The organism is Burkholderia sp. SRS-25, assembly GCF_004343765.1.
GTDB classification, from domain to species: domain Bacteria; phylum Pseudomonadota; class Gammaproteobacteria; order Burkholderiales; family Burkholderiaceae; genus Burkholderia; species Burkholderia contaminans.
The window spans coordinates 98,494-112,950 of the sequence record NZ_PTXM01000018.1 but is presented as its reverse complement, the minus strand read 5'-3'; the positions used below and the strand labels follow the sequence as shown (position 1 = coordinate 112,950).

The following is a 14,457-nucleotide window of genomic DNA, read 5'->3' as shown; positions in this document are numbered from 1 at the left end:
TTCGCAACGGACCCACGATGGACCTCAATTTCACTCCCGAAGAGGAAGCCTTCCGCACGGAAGTGCAGCGCTTCCTGCAAGCCGAACTGCCCGAGCGCATCGCGCGCAAGGTGAAGGGCGGCCTGCATCTCAAGCGCGACGACATGCGCGAATGGCATGCGATCCTCAACGCGCGCGGCTGGCTCGCGAGCCACTGGCCGCGCGAATACGGCGGCCCCGGCTGGAGCGTCGCGCAGAAGTTCCTGTTCGACAACGAATGCGCGCTCGCGGGTGCGCCGCGCATCGTGCCGTTCGGCGTGAACATGCTCGGCCCCGTGCTGATCAAGTACGGCAACGAAGCGCAGCAGCGCCACTGGCTGCCGCGCATCCTCGACGGCACCGACTGGTGGTGCCAGGGCTACTCGGAGCCGGGCGCCGGTTCCGATCTCGCGGCGGTGAAGACGAGCGCGGTGCGCGGCATCGACGCGCAGGGCGAGCACTACCTCGTGAACGGCCAGAAGACGTGGACCACGCTCGGCCACTACGCGAACATGATCTTCTGCCTCGTGCGCACCGCGACCGACGTGCGCAAGCAGGAGGGCATCAGCTTCCTGCTGATCGACATGAACACGCCGGGTGTCGAGGTGCGCCCGATCATCACGCTCGACGGCGAGCACGAAGTCAACGAGGTGTTCTTCACCGACGTGCGCGTGCCGGCGGCAAACCTCGTCGGCGAAGAGAATCGCGGCTGGACCTACGCGAAATACCTGCTCACGTATGAGCGCACCAACATCGCCGGAATCGGCTTCTCGACGGCCGCGCTCGACCGGCTGCGCGCGGTGGCCGCGAAGGTCACGAAGAACGGCCGGCCGCTCGCGGACGATCCGTTCTTCGCGGCGCGCGTAGCACGTGTCGAGATCGAGCTCGAGAACATGCGCACGACCAACCTGCGCGTGCTGGCCGCGGTCGCGGGCGGCGGCGCGCCCGGGGCGGAAAGCTCGATGCTGAAGATCCGCGGCACGCAGATCCGCCAGGAGATCACCGCGCTGATGCGGCGCGCGATGGGGCCGTACGCGCAGCCGTTCGTCGAGGAAGCGCTCGATGCCGATTACGACGGCGAGCCGGTCGGCCCGGACGACGCCGCGAGCGCCGCGCAGCAGTATTTCAACAACCGTAAGCTGTCGATCTTCGGCGGCTCGAACGAGATCCAGAAGAACATCATCGCGAAGATGATGCTCGGGCTGTAACGAGGGACGCGACGATGGATTTCCAGCACACAGAAGACCGCCGGATGCTGGCGGATACGTTGAATCGCTTCATCGCCGAACAGTACGCGTTCCCGGTGCGCGATCGCATTGCGCAGTCGGCTGAAGGTTTCGATCGCGCGATGTGGCTGCGCTTTGCCGAACTCGGCACCGTCGGCGCGCTGTTTGCCGAAGCCGACGGCGGGTTCGGCGGCGCGGGCTTCGACATCGCGGTGGTGTTCGAATGCCTCGGGCGCGGGCTCGTCGTCGAGCCGTTCCTCGGCGCGCTGCTCGCGGGCCGTGCGCTGTCGCTCGCCGGCGGCGCCGCGCATCGCGACCGGCTGGCCGCGCTGATCGACGGCCGCGCGAGCGCCGCGTTCGCGCACGACGAGCCGGGCTCGCACTACGAACTGACGACCGTGCGCACGCGTGCCGAACGCTCGGGCGACGGCTGGGTGCTGACGGGCGCGAAGGGCGTCGTCGACCAGGCCGCGCAGGCGGCGTTCTTCGTCGTCAGCGCGCGCGTGTCGGGTCATGACGACGATGCAGCCGGCATCGGCCTGTTCGTCGTGGCGGCCGATGCACCGGGCGTATCGCTGCGCGACTACCGGAAGATGGACGGCGGCCGCGCGGCCGAGGTGCGCTTCGAACGCGTCGTGCTGCCGGCCGATGCCGCGCTCGGCGCGCACGGCGGTGAAGCCGGCGCCGAGCTGCTCGAACGCGTGCTCGGCTACGGGCTGCTCGCGCTGTCGGCGGAAGCGCTCGGCGCGATGGACGTTGCGAAGGAGTACACGCTCGACTACCTGCGCACGCGCAAGCAGTTCGGCTTGCCGATCGGCAGCTTCCAGGCGCTGCAGCACCGGATGGCCGACCTGCTGCTCGAAGTCGAGCAGGCGCGCTCGGCGGTGATCAACGCGGCCGCGCAGCTCGATGCGCCGCGCGTGGTGCGCGAACGCGCGCTCGCCGCCGCCAAATACAGCATCGGCCGGATCGGCACGCTCGTCGCGGAGGAGAGCATCCAGCTGCACGGCGGGATCGGGATGACGTGGGAGCTGCCGCTGTCGCACTACGCGAAGCGGCTCGTGATGATCGATCACCAGCTCGGCGACGAGGATCATCACCTCGCGCGCTACATCGCGCTGTCGAAACAGTAAAAAACGAACGACGCGAATGGAGGAGACAAGGATGACGAACGAATCCCGCGCATTGCCGCTGGCCGGCGTGAAGGTGCTCGATTTCTCGCGCGTGCTCGCGGGCCCGTGGTGCGCGATGGTGCTCGCCGATTTCGGCGCGGAAGTGATCAAGGTCGAGCATCCGGCGCGCGGCGACGACACGCGCGACTGGGGCCTGAGGATCGGCGACACCGAGACGACCTACTTCAACAGCGTGAACCGCAGCAAGCGCTCGATCTGTCTCGACCTGCAGACCGAAGCGGGGCGGCGCCTTGCACGCGAGCTGGCCGCGCAGGCCGACGTGGTGCTCCACAACTTCAAGTTCGGCGGCGCGGAAAAGCTCGGGCTCGGCTACGACGCGCTGGCCGAGCTGAACCCGCGCGTCGTGCACTGCGCGATTTCCGGCTACGACCGCTCGGGCGCCGAGGCCGCGCGGCCCGGCTACGACCTCGTCGTGCAGGGCGAGGCCGGGCTGATGGCGCTGAACGGCGAGGCCGGCCAGCCGCCGCTGAAGTTCGGCGTCGCGGCGGTCGACCTGTTCACCGGCATGTATTCGGCGCAGGCGATCCTCGCCGCGCTGTACGAGCGCCATGCGACCGGGCGCGGGCGACGCATCGAGATGGCGCTGTTCGACTGCGGGCTGATGATCACCGCGTACTACGGTCTCGACGCGCTGCTGATGGGCGAGGACCCGCCGCGCTACGGCAACGCGCATCCGTCGATCGTGCCGTATGGCGTGTTCGACGCGGCCGACGGCCCGCTCGTGATCACGGTCGGCAACAACACGCAGTTCGCGCGTTTCTGCGACGCGATCGAGCGGCCCGATCTCGCGGCCGACGCGCGCTACAAGACCAACCTTGGCCGCTCGGAAAACCGCGCCGAGCTGTTGCCGGAGATTCGCGGCGAACTCGCGCGCCGGTCGCGCGCGACGTTGCTCACGGCACTCGCCGATGCAGGCATTCCGTGCGGCGAAGTGCTCGGGCTGCACGAAGCGCTGAAGTCGGAGCGCGCGACGCGCGCGGGGCTCGTCACGCGGCAGCCGCACCCGGTCGCCGGCGGCGTCGACGTGCTTGCGCCGCCGTATCGGTTCGATGGCGCGCGGTTGCCGGTGCGCGGTGCGCCGCCGGTGCTCGGCGCGGATACGGACGCGGTGCTCGGCGGCTGGCTCGGGATGTCGGCCGACGAGGTCGCGCGGCTGCGTGCGGATCGCGTGGTCTGAGCCCAAGCCCAAGCCCAAGCCCAAGCCCAAGCCCAAGCCCAAGCCCAAGCACGGGCAGGACACGTTGCATTGCACCGCCTCGGCGCGGGCGGATCGGTAGACGCGCCGACCATCCAGACGAAAACCCTCGCGATACGACGAGGAGACATTGGAGACACCATGGAGCTTTCCGCCATCGAATCGGTCACGGCGCGCCGTGACTACCAGCAGCTCGTGCGGGCGCGGCGCCGCTTCAGCTTCACGCTGACGGCGCTGATGATCGCCACGTACTACGGCTTCATCCTGCTCGTCGCGCTCGCGCCGCACGTGCTCGCCGCGCCGCTGTACCGCGGTGCGACGATGACGGTCGGGATTGCCGCGGGCGTCGCGATCATCCTGGTCGCGATCAGCCTGACCGCGTGCTACGTGCTGCGCGCGAACCGTGCGTTCGACCGCCGCGTCGACGCGATCCTGCAGCGTTCGTGACGGAGGCCGACATGCGACGACTCTCGATGGCGCTCGGCGCGCCTGCCGTTCTCGTTTCCTCCGCCGCCCACGCGGTATCGGTCGCGGGCCCGATGCCCGACAAGGTCGAACTGAATCCGGTCGCGATCGGGATGTTCTTCGCGTTCGTGTTCGCGACGCTCGCGCTCACGCGCTGGGCCGCACGCCGCACGCGCTCGACACGCGACTTCTACACGGCCGGCGGCGGCATCACCGGGCTGCAGAACGGGCTTGCCATCGCGGGCGACTACATGTCGGCCGCGTCGTTCCTCGGGCTGTCCGGGATGGTGTTCATGTTCGGCTTCGACGGGCTCATCTACTCGATCGGCTTTCTGGTCGGCTGGCCGTTCGTGATGTTCCTGATCGCCGAGCCGCTGCGCAACCTCGGCAAGTTCACGTTCGTCGACGTCGTCGCGTACCGCTTCGCGCAGCGGCCGATCCGGCTGCTGACGTCCGCGAATTCGCTGACCATCGTCGTGCTGTACCTCGTCGTGCAGATGGTCGGCGCGGGCAAGCTGATCCAGCTGCTGTTCGGGTTGTCGTACGGCACGGCCGAGCTGATCGTCGGCGTGCTGATGGTCGTCTACGTGTTCTTCGGCGGGATGACGGCCACCACCTGGGTGCAGGTGATCAAGGCCGTGCTGCTGCTGTGCGGCGCGACGCTGCTCGTCGTGCTCGCGCTCGGCGAATTCGGCTTCAGCGTCGACGAGATGTTCCGCCGCGCGGTGGCCGTGCATCCGGGCGCGCTGTCGATCATGGGCCCCGGCAAGCTGATCCGCGATCCGGCCAACGCGCTGTCGCTCGGCATCGCGCTGATGTTCGGCACGGCCGGCTTCCCGCACATCCTGATGCGTTTCTTCACCGTGCCGAACGCGAAGGAGGCGCGCAAGTCGGTGCTCTACGCGACCGGCTTCATCGGCTACTTCTACCTGCTGACCTTCGTGATCGGCTTCTCGGCGATCGTGCTGCTCGCGCAGCATCCGGAGTTCTTCAAGGTCGGCGCGAACGGCACGTTCAACCTGACGCACGACCTGCTCGGCGGCTCGAACATGGTCGCGGTGAAGCTCGCGCAGGCGGTCGGCGGGAACTGGTTCTACGGCTTCATCGCGGCCGTCACGTTCGCGACGATCCTCGCGGTGGTCGCGGGCCTGACGCTCGCCGGCGCGACGACGATCTCGCACGACCTGTATGCGCAGATGTGGGCACGCGGCAAGCCCGACGAACGCGTCGAGATGCGCATTTCGCGCGCGGCGACGATCGCGCTGTCGGCGGTCGCGATCGGGTTGTCGATCCTGTTCGAGCACGTGAACGTCGCGTTCATGGTCGGCCTCGTCGCCGCGGTGGCCGCGAGCGCCAATTTCCCGGTGCTCGCGATGTCGATCTTCTGGCGCGGGATGACGACGCGCGGCGCGGTGCTCGGCGGGGGGCTCGGCCTCGTGTCGGCGGTCGCGCTCACGGTGCTGTCGAAGTCGGTGTGGGTCGACGTGCTGCACCACGCGCACGCGCCGGTGTTCCTCGACAACCCGGCGCTCGTGTCGGTGCCGCTCGCGTTCATCGGGATCGTCGTCGGCTCGCTCGCGGATCGCGGCGAGCGTGCACGCCGCGAGCGCGACGCGTTCGCGCAGCAGGAGTTCTACGCGCAGACGGGCGTGCTGGCCAGCCGGGCCGTGCAGCATTGATTCGTCTGATGAAACGATGCCTCCGTCCGGATCGCCGGACGGATATTTTCCGGAAATCCGGAATCCCGGATTTCCTTGCCTGCCGCATTATGAGAAATACAATGAATACAAAGGTTTGACGGGTTTCAGGAACCTGGCATTGACCTTGCAATATAAAGCGCACGGCCATCCCACGGCCGAACTACTACAGCAAGCAAGGAGACAATCGATGACCACTGCCTTCCTCCCCCTCCGGACGTCCTGAGGCATCGCTTGTTGCGGCACGGCAGCCGCGCGGGCGAGTGACTTCCCCTGACATTCGTCCGCGCGCGTGACGCCGTTTCCATCGGCTCATCTACTTCTGCAGGAACCATCGTGAAGAAGAAACCCTTCTACAAAGTGCTCTATGTGCAGGTGATCTTCGCCATCATCGTCGGCGTGATCCTCGGCCACTTCTACCCGTCGATCGCCACCGACATGAAGCCGCTCGGCGACGGCTTCATCAAGCTGATCAAGATGGTGATCGGCCCGATCATCTTCTGTACGGTCGTCACCGGCATCGCCGGCATGGAGGACATGAAGAAGGTCGGCCGCGTCGGCGGCAAGGCGCTGCTGTACTTCGAGATCGTGTCGACCTTCGCGCTGGTGCTCGGCCTCGCGGCCACGCACATCCTGCGTCCGGGCGTCGGCTTCAACATCGATCCGGCGACGCTCGACGGCAAGGCCGTCGCGTCGTACGCGGCGAAGGCGCACGGGCAGTCGACGGTCGACTTCCTGATGCACATCATCCCGAACACGATGGTCGATGCATTCGCGCAGGGCGAAATCCTGCAGATCCTGCTGATCGCACTGCTGTTCGGCAGCGTGCTCGCGCACCTCGGCGAGCGCGGCAAGGTCGTCACCGACTTCATCGACGGGCTCACGCGCGTGCTGTTCGGCATCGTGCACATCGTCACGAAGCTGGCCCCGATCGGCGCGTTCGGCGCGATGGCGTTCACGATCGGCAAGTACGGCGTCGGCTCGCTGGTGCCGCTGCTCAAGCTGATCGGCACGTTCTACCTGACGTCGGTCGTGTTCGTGCTGGTCGTGCTCGGCACGATCGCGCGCGTCACCGGCTTCTCGATCATCCGCTTCGTGTCGTACATCAAGGAAGAGCTGCTGATCGTGCTCGGCACGAGCTCGTCGGAAGCCGCGCTGCCGCAGCTGATGGAAAAGCTCGAGAAGGCAGGCTGCTCGCGTTCGGTCGTCGGCCTCGTCGTGCCGACCGGCTATTCGTTCAACCTCGACGGCACCAACATCTACATGACGATGGCCGTGCTGTTCATCGCGCAGGCGACCAACATCGAACTGACGTGGATGCAGCAGCTCACGCTGCTGGCGGTTGCGATGCTGACGTCGAAGGGCGCGAGCGGCGTCACGGGCGCGGGCTTCATCACGCTCGCAGCGACGCTGGCCGTCGTGCCGACGATCCCGCTGTCGGGCATGGTGCTGATCCTCGGTATCGACCGCTTCATGAGCGAGTGCCGCGCGCTGACCAACATCGTCGGCAACGGCGTCGCCACCGTCGTCGTGTCGGCCTGGGAGAAGGAACTCGACCGCAACAAGCTGCGCCAGGCGCTGGCGGGCGGCGGCGAGGTCAAGACGACCGAGACGGCCGGCGTCTGATGCGATGAACGAGCAGGCGGCGGCACCGCCCGCCGGCGGCGCTGCCGGCGGCGGCCACGGCAGGGAGGCGGAGGCCTATGACACAATAGGCGATCCGCATCGCCAGGAAGCCTCGACCGTGACGCGCCGCCTGCTCATCCTCGTCGTGCTTGCCGCCGCGCTCGCCGCGGCGTGCACGCTGACGTGGACGATCACCTGGCGGCGCGGCGTCGCCGAACTGCAGCGCAACGCCGCGGTGCGCGTCGACCGCACCACCAACGCGCTCAAGAGCACGCTCGACCGCTACGAGTCGCTGCCCTACCTGCTCGGCAGCCACCCGTACGTGCAGGAGCTGCTCGCCGATCCGAAGCGCGCCGACTACACCGGGCGCGTCAATCGCTATCTCGAAGACCTCAACGAACACGCGCACGCGACCGTCACCTACGTGATCGGCGCAGACGGCCTGTGCGTCGCCGCCAGCAACTGGCGTGCGCCCGACAGCTTCGTCGGAACCGAATACCGTTTCCGCCCGTATTTCCTCGACGCGATGAACGGCCAGGTCGGCCGCTTCTTCGGGATCGGCACGATCTCGCGCGATCCGGGCTACTACATCTCGCAGCCCGTCTGGCGCGACGGCAAGATCGCTGGCGTCGTCGTCGTGAAGCTCAACCTCGAGTGGTTCCAGGGCGCCGATGCGTCCGAGCCGCTCGTTGTCGCGGATGATCACGGCGTCGTGTTCCTGTCGTCGGTGCCCGCATGGAAGTACCACACGCTGCGGCCGCTCACGGGGCCCGTCGCGGCGTCGATCTACGAGACGCGCCAGTACGCGCAGCAGCCTGTCACGCCGCTGCCGCTGCGCATCGAGCAGGTGCTCGGCCCCGATGCGGAGATCGTGCGCCTCGGAGCCGGCCTGCGCGCGCCGCGCTATCTCGCGAGCAAGCGCCGGATCGGCGAGCCCGACTGGCTGCTCGTCACGCTCGCGCCGATCGCGCCCGTCGACGCCGATGCGCGCAACGCGACGATCGTCACCGGTTTCGGCTTCGTGTCGGTCGCGCTGCTTGCGTTCTACTGGCGGATGCGCCGCGCGCGCGTGCGCGAAATGATCCGCGGCCGCGCGCTGCTGCAGCAGGCCTATGCGGAGCTGAACCGGCGCGTCGAGGAGCGCACGGCCGACCTGTCGGAAGCGAACGAGCAGTTGCAGAAGGAAGTCGGCGACCGGATCCGCGCGGAGCAGGAGCTGCGCGCCGCGCACGACGAACTGATCCAGGCGAGCAAGCTCGCCGCGCTTGGCCAGATGGCGGCCGGCATCACGCATGAACTGAACCAGCCGCTCGCGGCGCTGCGCAGCTTCTCGGACAACACGCGCGTGCTGCTCGATCGCGGCGAGCAGGCGGCCGCGCGCGAGAACCTCGAGGCGATCGCCGCGCTCACCGAGCGGATGGGCAAGATCACGAACCAGCTGAAGCTGTTCGTCGGCCGTGCGAAGCCGCGCAACGAGCAGGCGCTGGTCGTGCGCGCGCTGCGCAGCGTGCTGTCGCTGCTCGACGAGCGCCTGCGCGGCGTTGCGCTCACGCTGACGCTGCAGGACGCGACCGTGTCGCCCGCGCACGATGCGCCGCTCGACCTGGCGCGCGACTACCCCGAGCTCGTCGCCCGTTGCGAGGATCTGCGCCTCGAACAGGTGCTGATCAACCTGCTCGGCAACGCGCTCGATGCGGTCGCCGGCGTGGCGGCGCCCGCGATCGAGGTGACGATCGCGGTGTCGGCGGCCACGCTCGCGGTCGAGGTGCGCGACAACGGAAGCGGCATTGCGCCCGACTTGCTGCCGCGCCTGTTCGAACCGTTCTTCACGACCAAGGAAATGGGGCGCGGGCTCGGGCTCGGCCTCGCGATCTCGTCGTCGATCGCGAGCGATGCGGGCGGTGCGCTCACAGCGCGCAACGCGCCGTCGGGCGGCGCGCTGTTCGTCTTGACGCTGCGGCGCGCCCGCACGCATCATCCGGACTCCGTGTCCGAGCCGGCGGGCTCGCGCTAGGCGCGCCACGCCGCCCGCCCGATCGGCGCACGATCGGTATCAACGACGCCGCGCGCGCTGCCGCCGCGCGGCCCGTCAGGAGCAAGTGAGTACGATGGCCAACCGGCTGCAAGTGATCTATATCGAAGACGATGCGCTCGTTCGCCGGGCCAGCGTGCAGAGCCTTCAGCTGGCGGGGTTCGACGTCGTCGGCTTCGAGTCGGCCGAGGCGGCCGAGAAGGCGATCGTCGCGGATACCGCCGGCGCGATCGTCAGCGACATCCGACTGCCCGGCGCGAGCGGGCTCGACGTGCTCGCGCAGTGCCGCGAGCGCGTGCCCGACGTGCCCGTGATCCTCGTCACGGGGCACGGCGACATCTCGATGGCCGTGCAGGCGATGCGCGACGGCGCGTACGACTTCATCGAAAAACCGTTTGCGGCCGAGCGCCTGATCGAGACGGTGCGCCGCGCGCTCGAGCGCCGCGAACTCGTGCTCGAGAACCACGCGCTGCGGCGCGAACTGGCCGGACAGAACGTCGTCGCGCCGCGCATCATCGGCCGCAGTCCGGCAATCGAGCAGGTGCGCAAGCTGATCGCGAACGTCGCGCCGACCGATGCGTCGGTGCTGATCAACGGCGACACCGGCGCCGGCAAGGAGCTGATCGCGCGCAGCCTGCACGAGCTGTCGCCGCGCCGCGACAAGCCGTTCATCGCGGTGAACTGCGGCGCGCTGCCCGAGCCGATGTTCGAGTCGGAGATGTTCGGCTACGAGCCCGGCGCGTTTACCGGCGCCGCGAAGCGCCGCGTCGGCAAGCTCGAATATGCGTCCGGCGGCACGCTGTTCCTCGACGAAATCGAAAGCATGCCGCTCGCGCTGCAGGTGAAGTTGCTGCGCGTGCTGCAGGACGGCGTGCTGGAGCGGCTAGGCTCGAACCAGCCGATCCGCGTGAACTGCCGCGTGGTGGCGGCCGCGAAAGGCGACATGAGCGAACTCGTCGCGGCCGGCACGTTCCGGCGCGACCTGCTGTACCGCCTCAACGTCGTGACGATCGCGCTGCCGCCGCTCGCCGAGCGCCGCGAGGACATCGTGCCGCTGTTCGAGCACTTCATGCTCGATGCGGCCGTGCGCTACGCGCGCCCCGCGCCGGTGCTGACCGACCGGCAGCGCGCGAGCCTGATGCAGCGCGACTGGCCCGGCAATGTGCGCGAGTTGCGCAACGCGGCCGACCGCTTCGTGCTCGGCGTGGCCGACATGTCGCAGGAGACGGGGGCGAGCGGCGACGACGCCGACAACGAGCAGACGCTGAAGGAGCGCATCGAGCAATTCGAGCGCGCGGTGATCGCCGAGGCGCTGAACCAGACGGGCGGCGCGGTCGCCGCGACGGCCGACCGGCTGCATGTCGGCAAGGCGACGCTGTACGAGAAGATGAAGCGCTACGGGCTGTCGGCGAAAGGCGAAACCGAGCGCTGAAAAGCAAACGGACCGCGGAACCGGGTTGCCCGGTCATGCGGTCCGTCGTGCGGGGAAGGGCGCGGTGCGCGGCCCTTCGAGCCGGATCGGGCGGCGCTCAGGCCGCGTTGCCGTCGAGTGCCTTCTTGAGCAGCGCGTCGAGTTCCGCGAACTGCGGCGCGCCGACGTAGCGCTTCAGGATCTTGCCGTCCTTGTCGACGACGAAGGTCGTCGGCGTGAGCTGCACGTTGCCGAACTGCTTCGCGACGCTGCCGTCGTCGAGCGCGACCTTGAACGGCAACTGGCGCGTCTGCGCGTAGTTCGCGACGTACATCGGCGGATCGTAGTTCATCGCGACCGCGACGAATTCCAGACCCTGACCCTTGAAGCGGTTGTAGGTATCGACCATCTGCGGCATTTCCTGCATGCAGGTCGCGCAGCTCGTCGCCCAGAAGTTCACGAGATAGACCTTGCCTTTCAGATCGCCTGCGGTCGAAACCTTCTGGCCCGACAGCAGCGTGAACGTGGCGTCCGGCACGCTGGACTTGCCGTTGAATGCGAAGAAGCCGGCGACGGCGATCGCCGCGACGACGACGGCGGCGACGATGTAGCGGACGGGGCCGGCGCTGCGCCGGACGGGAGGCGTGGTGTTCATCTGGTGCTCTCGGAGTCGGTCGATGACGCGGATCAATGCAAAGGACATCGAAATTCGACGCTCATTTTAGCGCGAATGCGGCTTGCGCACCGACGGCGGCCGCACATCCCGGATTTCACGTTCAGCGGATAATGCTCGTTTTGCCTGCCCGATCCACGCCATGCCGAAGGAAGTCACCGTTTCGTTGCGTCCTCTTTTTCGTCCGTTGCGACACTTCGCCGCGCTCGCGTGCGTGAGCGCGGCGCTGGCCGCGTGTTCGCCGTCGTACGACTGGCGCACGCTGCACAACGATGCCGGCTACACGATCGACCTGCCTGCGAAGCCGACCGTCGAGGAGCAGCCGGTGGCGATCGGCGGCACGTCGATGCCGATGCGGATGCAGGCCGCGCACGTCGACGGCGCGGTGTTCGCGGTCGGCACGCTGACGCTGCCGGACGACCGTGACGACACGCGCCGCGCGGCGCTCGAATTCCTGCGCGCCGGGCTGTCCCGCAACCTCGAGGGTGCGCCGCAGACGGCTTCGGTGCCCGTGCCGCTCGCGGCCGGCGGCGCGGTGAACGGGCTCGAGCTGCGCGTCGCGGGCGCGGCGGCCGGCGGCGATCGCACGCACAAGACGATCGTCGCGCGGCTCGCCGCGCGCGGCCGGCACGCGTACCAGGCTGTCGTGATTGCCGACGGGCCGCTCACGCAGGAGCAGCTCGAACAGTTTTTCGGGTCGTTCAAACTCGACTGACGGCGGCCGGCGAGGGTGCTCAGACCCCCGGTGGCAATTGAAAGTTCATTCGCAGCTTTCGACGCTAGTCGCCGGATTTTGCGAGGTTTTTTCGGCTATCCACAGCGCATGTGGATAACTTTGTTGAAAAGTTGCCCCGATTTCCCGCCAAGCCGCACGGGACGGCCTTCCGGCCTGTTTGGGCGCTCGCTTGTATTTTGGGAAAAATCAATAAAAACAAAGGGATACGGATTCCGTGCTGCAAAGGTCTCGCCGAGCCCCGATCCGGGGTCGGATTCGCGGAATTGTGCATAAGTCAAGTCTTGACAGCCGGATTTTGTCCTCCGAGGGCGTTCAAAGCGCCGTCAGCGCGCGCCTGTAGCGGATTGCTTCGGCGATCTGCGCGGCCGTCGGCAGCGGGTCGCCGGCCAGGTCGGCGATCGTCCGCGCGACCTTCAGCACGCGGTAATACGCGCGCGCCGACCAGCCGAAGCGTTCGCCGGCCTCGCGCAGCAGCCGTTCGCCTTCGTCGGTCGGCCGGCACAGGTCGTCGGTCTCGCGGCCGCTCAGCATGTGGTTCGTCTTGCCCTGCCGATCGAGTTGCAGCGCACGCGCCTGTGCAACCCGCGCAGCTACGGCGGCACTTGGCTCGCCGGGCGCCGATGCGCGCGTCGCCAGTTCGGCCGGCGACAGCGCGGGCAGGTCGATCTGGATGTCGATGCGGTCGACGAGCGGCCCCGACAGCTTGCGCAGGTAGCGCGCGGCGACGTCGGGGGAGCAGCGGCAGCGCCCCGACGGATCGCCGTGCCAGCCGCACGGGCACGGATTCATCGCGGCGATCAACTGACAAGCGGCCGGAAAATCGGCCTGCTGGGCCGCACGTGAAATCGTGATGCGGCCGGCCTCCAGCGGCTCGCGCAGCATTTCGAGCACGTGCCGGTCGAATTCCGGGAGTTCGTCGAGGAACAGCACGCCGAGGTGCGCGAGCGTGATCTCGCCCGGTTGCGGCGGGTTGCGGCCGCCGACCAGCGCGGCGGCGCTCGACGAGTGATGCGGCGCACGGAACGGCCGCCGGCGCCACTGCGCGGGCAAGAAGCCGAGGCGGCTCGCGGAGAGGAGCGCCGCCGACGTCAGCGCCTCGTCGTCGGTCAGCGGCGGCAGGAGGCCCGGCAGCCGTGCGGCCAGCATCGACTTGCCGGCCCCCGGCGGCCCGACCATCAGCATGTGATGGCCGCCTGCGGCCGCGACTTCCAGCGCGCGGCGGGCGCCGCGCTGGCCGACCACGTCGGCGAGATCGGGAGCGGCCGGCGTCGGCAGGCCGTCGAGGCACGGCGCCGCGACCGGCGCGAGCCGCCCGTCGGGCGCGCCGGTGAGGTGCGCGCACAGCGCGGGCAGGTCCGGCGCGCCGAACACGGTGACGCCCGGCACGAGCGCGGCCTCGGCGGCGCTGGCGAGCGGCAGGTACAGCTCGGGGGCGTTCGACGCGGCGGCGGAGTGCGGCTGCGGGCCGGCCTCCCGGCCACCGTTGCCTGAACTGGAGAGCGTGCCGGAAACCAGGCCGGAAGCCGCGCCGCTTTCCGCAACCTGCCAATCCCGCGCCACGCCGCACGCCATCGCGAACGCGCCGCGCATCGGCCGCAGCGCGCCCGTCAGCGACAGTTCCCCCGCGAATTCGCGGCCGGCCAGCGCGTCGGCCGGGATCTGGCCGTTCGCGGCGAGGATGCCGAGCGCGATCGGCAGGTCGAACCGTCCCGACTCCTTCGGCAGGTCGGCCGGCGCGAGGTTGACGGTGATGCGGCGCACGGGGAATTCGAAGCCGCAGTTCTGCAGCGCGGCGCGCACCCGCTCGCGGCTTTCGCGGACTTCGAGATCGGGCAGGCCGACGATCGAAAACGACGGCAACCCATTGGCGAGATGGACTTCGACGGTGACGTCCGGCGCACGGCCGGAGGCGGGCGCGCGACTGCGCACCACGGCGAGCGACATGGCGAGGCTCCTGTAAACAAGGCGGACGGATGACGGCCATTCGGGGCCGCATGCCGCGGGAATCGGAGGAACGGTGCGCGCTTGCCGGCGTGGCGCGGGGAAAGAACGAGGAACAGCGGAACGACGGACTGCGAAGAGCGATGAACAGCGAAGAGCGGGGGGCTGCGTAGAACGACGGACGACGAAGAGCGGTACGGTGATTTCAGTGCTTCAGTGCTTCAGTGCTTCAGTGCTTCAGTGC

At 68.6% G+C, this 14,457-nt stretch carries 11 protein-coding genes; 9 read left to right on the top strand and 2 right to left on the bottom strand.

Going from position 1 to position 14,457, the window contains the following annotated elements; genetic code table 11:
- The first annotated feature begins 17 nt into the window (after positions 1 to 17).
- From C5O79_RS24865 to C5O79_RS24830, 8 genes are all read left to right on the top strand, one after another.
- Entirely contained in the window at positions 18 to 1,226 is a 1,209-nt protein-coding gene (locus tag C5O79_RS24865) for an acyl-CoA dehydrogenase family protein (RefSeq protein ID WP_122474373.1), read from the top strand.
- A 14-nt stretch (positions 1,227 to 1,240) separates the two neighbouring features.
- On the top strand, positions 1,241 to 2,377 hold the full coding sequence (locus C5O79_RS24860) for an acyl-CoA dehydrogenase family protein (RefSeq protein ID WP_122474372.1): 1,137 nt from the start codon (positions 1,241 to 1,243) through the stop codon (positions 2,375 to 2,377).
- Positions 2,378 to 2,408: 31 nt separating this feature from the next.
- Positions 2,409 to 3,614, top strand: a complete 1,206-nt coding sequence (locus C5O79_RS24855; RefSeq protein ID WP_122474371.1) for a CaiB/BaiF CoA-transferase family protein — start codon at positions 2,409 to 2,411, stop codon at positions 3,612 to 3,614.
- Between the two features lie 159 nt (positions 3,615 to 3,773).
- On the top strand, positions 3,774 to 4,079 hold the full coding sequence (locus C5O79_RS24850; RefSeq protein ID WP_047852258.1) for a DUF485 domain-containing protein: 306 nt from the start codon (positions 3,774 to 3,776) through the stop codon (positions 4,077 to 4,079).
- An 11-nt stretch (positions 4,080 to 4,090) separates the two neighbouring features.
- Positions 4,091 to 5,776 (top strand): cation acetate symporter, encoded by a 1,686-nt coding sequence (locus C5O79_RS24845; protein ID WP_046544344.1) that lies wholly within the window; start codon positions 4,091 to 4,093, stop codon positions 5,774 to 5,776.
- A 354-nt stretch (positions 5,777 to 6,130) separates the two neighbouring features.
- Complete coding sequence (locus C5O79_RS24840) at positions 6,131 to 7,420, top strand: dicarboxylate/amino acid:cation symporter (protein ID WP_122474370.1); 1,290 nt, start codon at positions 6,131 to 6,133, stop codon at positions 7,418 to 7,420.
- A 4-nt stretch (positions 7,421 to 7,424) separates the two neighbouring features.
- Positions 7,425 to 9,434: an ATP-binding protein gene (locus C5O79_RS24835; RefSeq protein WP_122474369.1), complete on the top strand. Its 2,010-nt coding sequence runs from the start codon at positions 7,425 to 7,427 to the stop codon at positions 9,432 to 9,434.
- Positions 9,435 to 9,528: 94 nt separating this feature from the next.
- Positions 9,529 to 10,884 (top strand): sigma-54 dependent transcriptional regulator, encoded by a 1,356-nt coding sequence (locus tag C5O79_RS24830; protein ID WP_047852256.1) that lies wholly within the window; start codon positions 9,529 to 9,531, stop codon positions 10,882 to 10,884.
- 97 nt (positions 10,885 to 10,981) lie between these two features.
- On the opposite strand, the gene C5O79_RS24825 is transcribed toward C5O79_RS24830, so the two are convergent.
- Positions 10,982 to 11,518: a TlpA disulfide reductase family protein gene (locus C5O79_RS24825; RefSeq protein ID WP_046544348.1), complete on the bottom strand. Its 537-nt coding sequence runs from the start codon at positions 11,516 to 11,518 to the stop codon at positions 10,982 to 10,984.
- Positions 11,519 to 11,678: 160 nt separating this feature from the next.
- Between C5O79_RS24825 and C5O79_RS24820 the strand changes: the two genes are divergently transcribed.
- The gene (locus C5O79_RS24820; RefSeq protein ID WP_046544349.1) at positions 11,679 to 12,251 is read left to right on the top strand and encodes a hypothetical protein; all 573 of its coding nucleotides are present in this window, start codon (positions 11,679 to 11,681) and stop codon (positions 12,249 to 12,251) included.
- Positions 12,252 to 12,584: 333 nt separating this feature from the next.
- On the opposite strand, the gene C5O79_RS24810 is transcribed toward C5O79_RS24820, so the two are convergent.
- A complete protein-coding gene (locus C5O79_RS24810) occupies positions 12,585 to 14,216 on the bottom strand; it encodes a YifB family Mg chelatase-like AAA ATPase (RefSeq protein ID WP_047852255.1) in 1,632 nt (543 codons plus the stop codon).
- Between the last annotated feature and the right edge of the window lie 241 nt (positions 14,217 to 14,457).

Excerpts from the sequence above, each read along its gene's own strand:
- C5O79_RS24865 (WP_122474373.1), top strand. The coding sequence starts at position 18 with ATGGACCTCAATTTCACTCCCGAAGAGGAAGCCTTCCGCACGGAAGTG.
- C5O79_RS24860 (WP_122474372.1), top strand. The coding sequence starts at position 1,241 with ATGGATTTCCAGCACACAGAAGACCGCCGGATGCTGGCGGATACGTTG.
- C5O79_RS24855 (WP_122474371.1), top strand. The coding sequence starts at position 2,409 with ATGACGAACGAATCCCGCGCATTGCCGCTGGCCGGCGTGAAGGTGCTC.
- C5O79_RS24850 (WP_047852258.1), top strand. The coding sequence starts at position 3,774 with ATGGAGCTTTCCGCCATCGAATCGGTCACGGCGCGCCGTGACTACCAG.
- C5O79_RS24845 (WP_046544344.1), top strand. The coding sequence starts at position 4,091 with ATGCGACGACTCTCGATGGCGCTCGGCGCGCCTGCCGTTCTCGTTTCC.
- C5O79_RS24835 (WP_122474369.1), top strand. The coding sequence starts at position 7,425 with ATGAACGAGCAGGCGGCGGCACCGCCCGCCGGCGGCGCTGCCGGCGGC.
- C5O79_RS24830 (WP_047852256.1), top strand. The coding sequence starts at position 9,529 with ATGGCCAACCGGCTGCAAGTGATCTATATCGAAGACGATGCGCTCGTT.
- C5O79_RS24825 (WP_046544348.1), bottom strand. The coding sequence starts at position 11,518 with ATGAACACCACGCCTCCCGTCCGGCGCAGCGCCGGCCCCGTCCGCTAC.
- C5O79_RS24820 (WP_046544349.1), top strand. The coding sequence starts at position 11,679 with ATGCCGAAGGAAGTCACCGTTTCGTTGCGTCCTCTTTTTCGTCCGTTG.
- C5O79_RS24810 (WP_047852255.1), bottom strand. The coding sequence starts at position 14,216 with ATGTCGCTCGCCGTGGTGCGCAGTCGCGCGCCCGCCTCCGGCCGTGCG.